The following is a 9026-nucleotide window of genomic DNA, read 5'->3' as shown; positions in this document are numbered from 1 at the left end:
GGCCCCGCCCGCCCCCGCCGGGGCCTCGGCGGGCGAGGCGGATCCGGGTCGGGGTGTCCTCGGTCCGCGTGGCACCGGACTTGTCGGCCACGTAGGCGGTGCCGCCGGCGATCTTCACGTGGCTGGGGCCGGCCCCGCAGCCGGCACGCCGCGTGACCCGCGCCGCGGCTCCCGGCTGTGGGACGCCCGCGGGACCACAGCTCGCCGGCCCGGTTTGCCGTACTGCGAGTAACAAGATCAAAGTTGAGGTGTGCGCCTCAGGCAACCAGTCGAGGTGACCCCATCCCCCTTGTGGCGCCCGTGAGTTGGCGCCCGAATGACCGTCAGGAAGTCGAATGCAGCCGTCCCGCGACCGCCTCGAGCAAGCCCGCCAGGACTACGAACAGCACCTTCGGAACTGTCGTCAATGCGGCGCGGACGGCGCGCAGTGCCCCGTGGCCAAGCACCTGAGGCGGCTGTACAACAACTTCGCCAGAGCCGGCCGGTGACCACTCCCCCTGGTCTCGGATACGGGATAAAATCCCGTATGTGAAACGTGATGAAACCGGGGGCACCTCCCCGGACCCCGTCGACGTCCGGCTCGGCGGGCGCCTGGCCGAGCTGCGGGGCGAGCACGGCTGGTCGCTCGGAGAGCTGGCGGAGCGCAGTGGGATCAGCCGGTCCACCCTCTCCAGGGCCGAGCGCGCGGAGACCAGTCCCACCGCCTCCCTGCTCAACCGGCTGTGCGCCGTCTACGGGCGGACCATGTCCCAACTGCTCAGCGAGATCGAGGCGGAGCCCGCGCCGCTGGTGCGGGCCGCCGACCAGCCGGTGTGGGAGGACAGGGCCTCCGGTTTCGTCCGCCGGTCCGTGTCCCCGCCGCACGGCGGGCTGCGCGGCGAACTCGTCGAGGGCCGGCTCGACGCCGGTGCGGACATCGCCTACGACCGGCCGCCCGTCCCCGGCCTGGAACAGCACATCTGGGTCCTGGAAGGGGCCCTCGCCGTGACGGACCGGGACGTCGAGCACCGTCTCGGCGACGGCGACTGCCTCAGGCTCCGCGTCTGGGGTCCCACCCGGTTCCGCTGCCCCGGCCCCCAGGCCGTGCGCTACGTGCTGGCGGTGGTGCGACCGTGAACATCGTCCCGCTGGACGCCGCCCGCCTGGCCGACCTGACCCCGTCACTGGCCGAACTGCTGGCCGACACGGTGGACGGCGGCGCCTCCGTCGGCTTCCTGGCCCCGCTCGACCGCACGGAGGCGGCCCGCTGGTGGAAGGAACGGTCCTCGGCCGTCGCCGCGGGCCGGCTCGCGGTGTGGGCGGCGTACGAGGAGCCCGGAGGGGTGCTGGGCACCGTGAGCCTCGCCCTCCCCGACAAGCCCAACAGCGCCCACCGCGCGGAGTTGGTGAAGCTCATGGTGCACCGCGCGGCCCGTGGCCGGGGGCTCGGACGGCGGCTGCTGACCGTCGCGGAGGAGGCGGCCGTCGCGCGGGGCATCACCCTGCTGCACCTGGACACCGAGACCGGCAGCCCCGCCGAGCACCTCTACCGCTCCTCCGGCTGGACCCCCGTCGGCGCCATCCCCGACTACGCGGCGGACCCCGCCGGGGTGCTGCGGCCGACGACGATCTACTACAAGCGTCCGGGGGCGGACCCCGCGGCGCCCGCCCCCGGGTGAGTGTCAGTGCCGGCCGCTACGGTGCCTGCCATGCCGGATGCCGAAGACGTACGACGGATCGCCCTGTCCCTGCCGGACACCACGGAGAAGGTCGCCTGGAACATGCCCACGTTCCGGGTCGCGGGGAAGATGTTCGCCACCCTCCCCGAGGACGAGACCTCCATCGCCGTGCGCTGCCCCAAGGAGGAGCGCGACGAACTGGCCCTCGCCGAACCGGAGAAGTTCTGGATCGCCGGCCACGAGGCGCAGTTCGCCTGGGTCAGGGTCCGCCTCGCCGCCCTGGAGGACGAGGACGAGCTGCGCGACATCCTCGCTGACTCCTGGCGCCAGGCGGCCCCGCCCCGGCTCGTCGAGGCGCACCCCCGGCTGGGCCTGCCGCCCGGGGAGGCGCACTCCGGGAAGAGCCCGCGGCCGTAAACGGGTGCGCGATCACCGCCTGGAGTGCGGTATGGTTTCCGTGCGCGTTCGGCCGGGGGAATCCCCAGGTCAGACGGGCAACGGGACGTGGCGCAGCTTGGTAGCGCACTTGACTGGGGGTCAAGGGGTCGCAGGTTCAAATCCTGTCGTCCCGACTTGTCGAACAGCAGGTCGGAGGCCGTATCGGGGACACCCGGGACGGCCTCTTCGTCGTTTCCGTCGGCCGGTTGCCGCCTCCCGTGCGACCACGGTCGAGTCCGCCTGACGGAGTACCGCCAAGGTGTACCGCGATCGTCAACCGGCGGGCCGACGATCCGCCGGGCCCGGCGGCGTGGCTTCTGTCGCCGGGCGGGGAGCGCACCCCGCGGGACACGGGGGCGGCAGGAGGGGGTGACATGAACTCACCCATGGTCGGGGACGGTCACGGCAGGACGAGGGTTCTGCTCGTCTCCCTCTGCGCGACCGTGGCCGTGGCGCTGCCGGGCTGTGCCCCGCCCGCGGACCGGCAGCCGGCACTGCGCACGCCGGCGGATCCGGGGGAGCCGCGTGACCCGACATGCGCCGAGCAGGTCGCCGTGGAGCGCGGCGAGTCATCGGCGAATGTCCTTGATGTCGCACTGTGTCCCGTTTAACGTTCGCCGGGTAGACGCCGCCGCGGGGTTCGGACACCCGCGCCGCGATCCCGGAAGCGAGGTGTGGAGCGCGTGCACGCGAGGCGCGGACGTACCGGAAGGCCGCGACGGACGCGGACGCTGGTCGCGCTGACCCTGCTGGCATCGACGCTCGCCGCCTGCGGCGGTGACGAGGACACCTCCCGGCCCACCCTCGACTGGTACAACTTCCCCGACGACTCCGGCGCCCTGCAGCAGGCCGCCGACCGCTGCAGCCGGGCGTCCGGCGGCCGTTACCGCATCAGCTACCACAAGCTGCCCCGCGCCGCCGACGGCCAGCGCCAGCAGCTGGTGCGCAGGCTCGCCGCCGAGGACGACTCCCTCGACATCCTGGGCCTCGACGTCACCTGGGCCGCCGAGTTCGCCGAGGCCCGCTGGATCCGGGAGTGGACCGGCGAGACGAAACGCCGGGCCACCGAGGGCACGCTCCGCGTCCCCCTGCAGACGGCCACCTGGAAGGGCAGGCTGTACGCCGTTCCGTACAACACCAACGTCCAGCTCCTGTGGTACCGCGAGGACCTGGTGCCCACCCCGCCGAAGACCTGGTCCGAGATGCTGGACATGTCCCGCGAGCTCGCCCGGCGGGGCGAACCGCACTACGTGGAGATCCAGGGTGCCCAGTACGAGGGCCTCACCGTCTGGTTCAACTCCCTGGTCAACAGCGCGGGCGGCTCCATTCTCGACCCGAGCGCCACCGGACCCTCCCTCGGCCCGCCCGCCGTACGGGCCGCCTCGATCATGCGCGACCTCGCGAACTCCCCGGCCGCCGACCCCTCACTGCCCAACCAGATGGAGGACCAGAACCGCCTGGCCATGGAGTCCGGCGTCGCGGCCTTCGAACTTAACTACCCGTTCGTCTATCCGTCGATGAGGAGCAACAACCCGCGGTTGTTCAAGGACTTCCGCTGGGCGCCCTACCCCCGCGTCGACGCCGGCCGCCCGTCCCGCCCCACCGTCGGCGGCATCGACCTCGCCGTCAGCGCCTACTCCCGCCACCCCGGCCTGGCCTTCGAGGCGGCCCTGTGCCTGCGCGACCGGGAGAACCAGCTCACCGCCGCGCTCGAGGGCGGACTCCCGCCCACCCTGCGCGCCCTCTACGACGACCCCGCCTTCATGAAGCGGTACCCCTTCTCCGAGGAGGTCCTGTCCTCCCTGGAGAGGGCGAGCGTACGGCCGCTCACCCCCGCCTACCAGAACGTGTCGATCGCCGTCTCCCACACCCTGTCCCCGCCGTCGGAGATCCGGCCCGAGAGCGCGGTGGACACCATCGGGGAACAGATCGACCAGGCCCTGCGATCCGAGGGCGTGATCCCGTGAGCACCATGGCGGAGCCGACGAAGGACGGGACGCGGGGCGGGAAGGAGCTTTCCGCCGGGGCCAGGCAGGAGCGCCGGCTGGGCTGGCTGCTGTGCGCGCCGGCCGTCCTCGTCATGGTCGCCGTGACCGCCTACCCCATCGGCTACGCGGTCTACCTGTCCCTCCAGCGCTACGACCTGCGCTTCCCGGCACGGGCCGAGTTCGTGGGCCTGAGCAACTACGGCGCGGTGCTGTCCTCCCCGTTCTGGTGGGACGCCTTCTGGGTCACGGTGTTCCTGACCACCGTGTCCGTGGCCATCGAACTCGTCCTCGGCATGGGCCTCGCCCTGGTGATGCACCGCACGCTCTTCGCGCGCGGCACGGTACGCACCGCGGTCCTCGTCCCGTACGGCATCGTCACCGTCGTCGCCGCCTTCTCCTGGCAGTACGCATGGACCCCCGAACTCGGCTACCTCGCCGAGCTGCTGCCCAGCGGCGACGCCCCGCTCACCGAACAGTGGCCCGCGCTGTGGCTGATCGTCCTCGCCGAGGTGTGGAAGACCACCCCGTTCATGGCGCTGCTCCTGCTGGCCGGCCTCGCCCTCGTCCCCGAGGAGACCCTCAAGGCGGCCATGGTCGACGGCGCCACCCCCTGGCAGCGGTTCACCAAGGTCATGCTGCCGCTGATGAAACCGGCCATCCTGGTCGCCCTGCTCTTCCGCACCCTGGACGCGTTCCGGATCTTCGACAACATCTACGTCCTCACCTCGGGCGCCCACGGCACCGGCTCCCTGTCGATCCTCGGCTACGACAACCTGTTCACCGCGCTGAACCTGGGCATCGGGTCGGCGATCTCGGTCCTGATCTTCCTCTGCGTCGGGATCATCGCCTTCACCTTCGTCAAGCTGTTCGGCGCCGCCGCACCGGGCGCGGAGGTGAAGCGCTGATGGCCGCCGCGGGCACGTCGCACGCCACCCGGTGGGGTTTCGTCAACGTCGTGGTGGTGCTGTACGCCCTGTTCCCGGTGTGGTGGATCGCCGCGCTGTCGTTCAAGGACCCCGGCACCCTCACCGACGGCAACTACGTCCCCCGGGACTGGACCTTCGAGAACTACCGGGGCATCTTCGCGACCTCCGAGTTCACCCGGGCGCTGGTCAACTCGATCGGCATCGCCCTGATCGCCACGGTGATCGCGGTGGTCCTCGGCACCATGGCCGCCTACGCCGTGGCCCGGCTGCGGTTCCCCGGCAAGCGGCTCCTCATCGGCATGTCGCTGCTCATCGCCATGTTCCCGCCGATCTCCCTGGTGTCCCCGTTGTTCGACATCGAACGGATCATCGGGATCTTCGACACCTGGCTCGGGCTGATCATCCCGTACATGACCTTCTCGCTGCCGCTGGCGATCTACACCCTGTCGGCGTTCTTCCGGGAGATCCCCTGGGACCTGGAGAAGGCCGCCAAGGTGGACGGTGCCACGCCCGCGCAGGCCTTCCGGCTGGTCATCGTGCCGCTCGCCGCGCCCGGCGTGTTCACCACCGCCATCCTCGTCTTCATCTTCTGCTGGAACGACTTCCTGTTCGCGATCTCGCTGACCTCCACCGAGTCCGCGCGCACGGTCCCCGCCGCGATCGCGTTCTTCACCGGCAGCTCGCAGTTCCAGCAGCCCACCGGGTCGATCGCCGCCGCCGCCGTGGTGATCACCGTCCCGATCATCATCTTCGTCCTGCTCTTCCAGCGGCGGATCGTCGCCGGACTGACCTCCGGGGCGGTCAAGGGATGAGCGTGCAGGCAAGGAGGCGCAGCCCATGGCCGAGATCGTCCTAGAGGGAGTCACCAAGCGCTATCCCGACGGCTCCCTCGCCGTGCGGGAGGTGGACCTCGACATCGCCGACGGCGAGTTCGTGATCCTGGTCGGCCCGTCCGGCTGCGGCAAGTCGACCACCCTGAACATGATCGCCGGGCTCGAGGACATCACCGAGGGCACCCTGCGCATCGGCGGCCGGGTCGTCAACGACCTCGCCCCCAAGGAGCGCGACGTCGCCATGGTGTTCCAGAGCTACGCCCTGTACCCGCACATGAGCGTGCGGGAGAACATGGGGTTCCCGCTGCGGCTGGCCAAGGTGGACAAGGCCACCATCGACAGCAAGGTCGAGGAGGCCGCCCGGGTGCTCGACCTGGGCGGGTTCCTGGACCGCAAGCCCGCCAACCTCTCGGGCGGACAGCGCCAGCGGGTGGCGATGGGGCGGGCGATCGTCCGCGACCCCAAGGCGTTCCTCATGGACGAACCGCTGTCCAACCTGGACGCCAAGCTCCGGGTGCAGATGCGCACCCAGATCTCCCGGCTGCAACGCCGCCTGGGCACCACCACCGTGTACGTCACCCACGACCAGACCGAGGCGATGACCCTCGGCGACCGGGTCGTGGTGATGCGGCAGGGCCTGGTCCAGCAGGTCGGCACCCCGGCCGAGCTCTACGGCATGCCGCGCAACCTGTTCGTCGCGGGCTTCATCGGCTCCCCGGCGATGAACTTCGTGGGCGCCTCCCTGTCCGGCGGCGTCCTGCGCACCCCGCTGGGGGACCTGCCGCTCGACGACCGTGTGCGCCGGGTGCTGGAACGGCGGGACGCGCCGCGCGAGGTGATCGTCGGGCTGCGCCCCGAGGCCTTCGAGGACGCGGGTCTGGCGCACGGGACGGGCGGCCCCGTCGTCACCGCCACCGTGGACGTACTGGAGTCGCTGGGCTCCGACGCGTACGTCTACTTCAGCGCGGAGGGCGGTCCGGTGACCACCGCCGAACTGGAGGAACTCGCCACGGACTCGGGCGCGCGCGACACCGGCGCCCAGGGAGCCCAGCAGATCGTGGCCCGGCTGGACGCCGCCACCCGGGCCCGCGAGGGCGCACCCGTGCAACTCCGGGTCGACATGGGCAAGGCCCATGTCTTCGACCCGTCGACCGGCACCAACCTCACCCGCGCGGAGAGCTAGCGCCCCCGCCGCGTCAGATCACGCAGCCCGCGTGGGCCAGGGCCTGCTTCAGCAGCACCCCGTGACCGCCCGGCATCTCGCTCTGCACCGCCTGCGACACGGCCTCCTGCGGGCTGAACCACACCAGGTCGAGGGCGTCCTGCCGGGGCCGGCAGTCACCCGTCACCGGCACGATGTACGCCAGCGACACCGCGTGCTGACGCGGGTCGTGGAAGGGGGTGATGCCCTGCGTGGGGAAGTACTCCGCGACCGTGAACGGCTGGAGCGACGCCGGGACGCGCGGCAGCGCCACCGGGCCGAGGTCCTTCTCCAGATGGCGCAGGAGGGCGTCCCGGACCCGTTCGTGGTGCAGCACCCTGCCGGAGACCAGAGTCCGGCTGACCGTTCCGTCGGGCCCGATGCGCAGCAGCAGGCCGACGCTGGTGACTTCACCGCTGTCGTCGACGCGCACGGGCACGGCCTCGACGTACAGGATCGGCATCTGGGCGCGTGCCATCTCCAGATCGTCGGAGGACAGCCAGCCCGGCGTGGTTTCGGTCATGTCAGACATTGCTAGATCATACTTTCAGCGGTCAGGGCTTCACGGCCACCGCGCCGTACTGCGGCACCGCGGCGGCGGAGTCGGAGGCGGCGTGCCACTGTGAGCAGGACACCAGACCGGGCTCCACCAGATCCAGCCCCTCGAAGAACGCGGTGATGTCCGCGGCGCTCCGGGCGGTGATCGGGGGAGTGGCGTTCGCGTTCCAGAACTCCATGGCGGGGACCTGCAGTTCGCCGCCGACCTCGGGGTCGTACGTGGGGTGGGTGAGGACCAGGAAGCTGCCGGAGGGCACCGCCGCCATGATCCGGCGGGTGATCTCCCGGGCCTTGTCGGTGTCGAGCACGAAGTTGAGGATCCCCAGCATCATCACCGCGACGGGCCGCGTGACGTCCAGCGTCCCGGCGGCGCGTTCCAGTATGGCGTCCGGGTCGTGCACGTCGGCGTCTATGTAGTCGGTGGCGCCCTCGCGCGTGCCGGTCAGCAGGGTGCGGGCGTGGACGAGCACGATCGGGTCGTTGTCGACGTAGACGATCCGCGAGTCCGGTGCGATCCGCTGCGCGATCTCGTGGGTGTTGTCCGCCGTCGGCAGGCCGGTGCCGATGTCGAGGAACTGCCGCACACCGCGCTCGCGGGTCAGATACGTCACCGCCCGGCCCAGGAAGTCCCGGTCCGCGCGGGCGATGTCCCGGATCACCGGGTTGATCGAGGCGACGTGGTCGCCGACCCGCTGGTCGACCTCGTAGTTGTCCTTGCCGCCGATCCAGTAGTTCCACACGCGCGCGTTGTGCGCCACACCGGTGTTCAGCCTCGCCGAGCCGCTCGGCGGGGTGTGGCTCTCACTCACGGTCTCTTCCTCTCCCTCGCCCGCGCGGCCGTGACCGGGCCGCCGCGGCCATTGTGCCGCGTGGTGATCACGTTGTCCCGCGAATGGGGGAGTGGAAAAGCCCTGTTGACGGAGGGTCATGGGACATCGGCTCGGCGCGACGGGTCCTCGGCGACGTGCCCGTCGATCGCCGCGTGGACCAACGCCGGTGCCGGGACGGCCGGTTGGGTGTGTCCGGCAAGGGCGGGAAGCCGGTCCGGTCCTGCGGCAGTCCAACCGCCGCGCGCCTTCAAGGTCCTCGGCGTCCAGCGGCGGCGGCGCCTGCCTCCGGCCGGACCCGTCGGCCTCGTGCGAGAAGAGGTCGGCGTCCGCAGGGCCCGCACCGGGTGGCGCGGTTCACCGACATCACCGTCCGCCTCTTCGCGGAGCCCGCACGGGTCGCCGCCCCAGCGCTCGGTCAGTGGTCCGGCCCCGTCGGCCAGTCGGTCGAGGTGCGCTCGTCGTGACGCCGTCAGCCGCCCCCGGCCGAGCGTGTCCGCCCGTTCCCACGGGCCGGTTTCCGCCGGGTGGCGGGGGCCGCGCGGCCCCGCCTCGTGCGGGGCACGGGCGGAGGCCGCGGCGATCGGTTCCTCGACG

Annotated in this window: 9 protein-coding genes and 1 tRNA gene; 8 read left to right on the top strand and 2 right to left on the bottom strand. The window is 71.5% G+C overall.

The features are described from left to right. Nucleotides 1-528: 528 nt before the first annotated feature. From B7767_RS27690 to B7767_RS27650, 8 genes are all read left to right on the top strand, one after another. Complete coding sequence (locus B7767_RS27690; protein WP_085574561.1) at nt 529-1116, top strand: helix-turn-helix domain-containing protein; 588 nt, start codon at nt 529-531, stop codon at nt 1114-1116. After that, nucleotides 1113-1658, top strand: a complete 546-nt coding sequence (locus tag B7767_RS27685; RefSeq protein ID WP_085574560.1) for a GNAT family N-acetyltransferase — start codon at nt 1113-1115, stop codon at nt 1656-1658. The genes B7767_RS27690 and B7767_RS27685 overlap by 4 nt, the downstream gene beginning before the upstream one ends. A gap of 30 nt (nt 1659-1688) precedes the next feature. Beyond that, nucleotides 1689-2075 (top strand): MmcQ/YjbR family DNA-binding protein, encoded by a 387-nt coding sequence (locus B7767_RS27680; RefSeq protein WP_085574559.1) that lies wholly within the window; start codon nt 1689-1691, stop codon nt 2073-2075. Nucleotides 2076-2156: 81 nt separating this feature from the next. Next, nucleotides 2157-2230 (top strand) — tRNA-Pro (locus tag B7767_RS27675). A 549-nt stretch (nt 2231-2779) separates the two neighbouring features. Then, on the top strand, nt 2780-4063 hold the full coding sequence (locus tag B7767_RS27665; RefSeq protein ID WP_179167309.1) for an ABC transporter substrate-binding protein: 1284 nt from the start codon (nt 2780-2782) through the stop codon (nt 4061-4063). A 5-nt stretch (nt 4064-4068) separates the two neighbouring features. Then, on the top strand, nt 4069-4989 hold the full coding sequence (locus tag B7767_RS27660) for a carbohydrate ABC transporter permease (RefSeq protein WP_085574557.1): 921 nt from the start codon (nt 4069-4071) through the stop codon (nt 4987-4989). Beyond that, nucleotides 4989-5822, top strand: a complete 834-nt coding sequence (locus B7767_RS27655; RefSeq protein WP_085574556.1) for a carbohydrate ABC transporter permease — start codon at nt 4989-4991, stop codon at nt 5820-5822. Before B7767_RS27660 ends, B7767_RS27655 begins: the two co-directional genes overlap by 1 nt. 25 nt (nt 5823-5847) lie before the next feature. After that, nucleotides 5848-7026, top strand: coding sequence for an ABC transporter ATP-binding protein (locus B7767_RS27650; RefSeq protein WP_085574555.1), 1179 nt, complete (start codon nt 5848-5850; stop codon nt 7024-7026). 13 nt (nt 7027-7039) lie between these two features. Here the strand turns inward: B7767_RS27650 and B7767_RS27645 are convergent, their stop codons facing one another. Both B7767_RS27645 and B7767_RS27640 read right to left on the bottom strand, forming a co-directional pair. Beyond that, nucleotides 7040-7567 (bottom strand): NUDIX hydrolase family protein, encoded by a 528-nt coding sequence (locus B7767_RS27645; RefSeq protein ID WP_030868386.1) that lies wholly within the window; start codon nt 7565-7567, stop codon nt 7040-7042. Between the two features lie 31 nt (nt 7568-7598). Continuing rightward, nucleotides 7599-8411 (bottom strand): SAM-dependent methyltransferase, encoded by an 813-nt coding sequence (locus tag B7767_RS27640; RefSeq protein ID WP_085574554.1) that lies wholly within the window; start codon nt 8409-8411, stop codon nt 7599-7601. Between the last annotated feature and the right edge of the window lie 615 nt (nt 8412-9026).

This window comes from Streptomyces sp. 13-12-16 (genome assembly GCF_002114215.1).
Taxonomy (GTDB): Bacteria; Actinomycetota; Actinomycetes; order Streptomycetales; family Streptomycetaceae; genus Streptomyces.
Note: the sequence above shows the minus strand (reverse complement) of the source record. Positions and strands in the feature narration are given on the sequence as shown.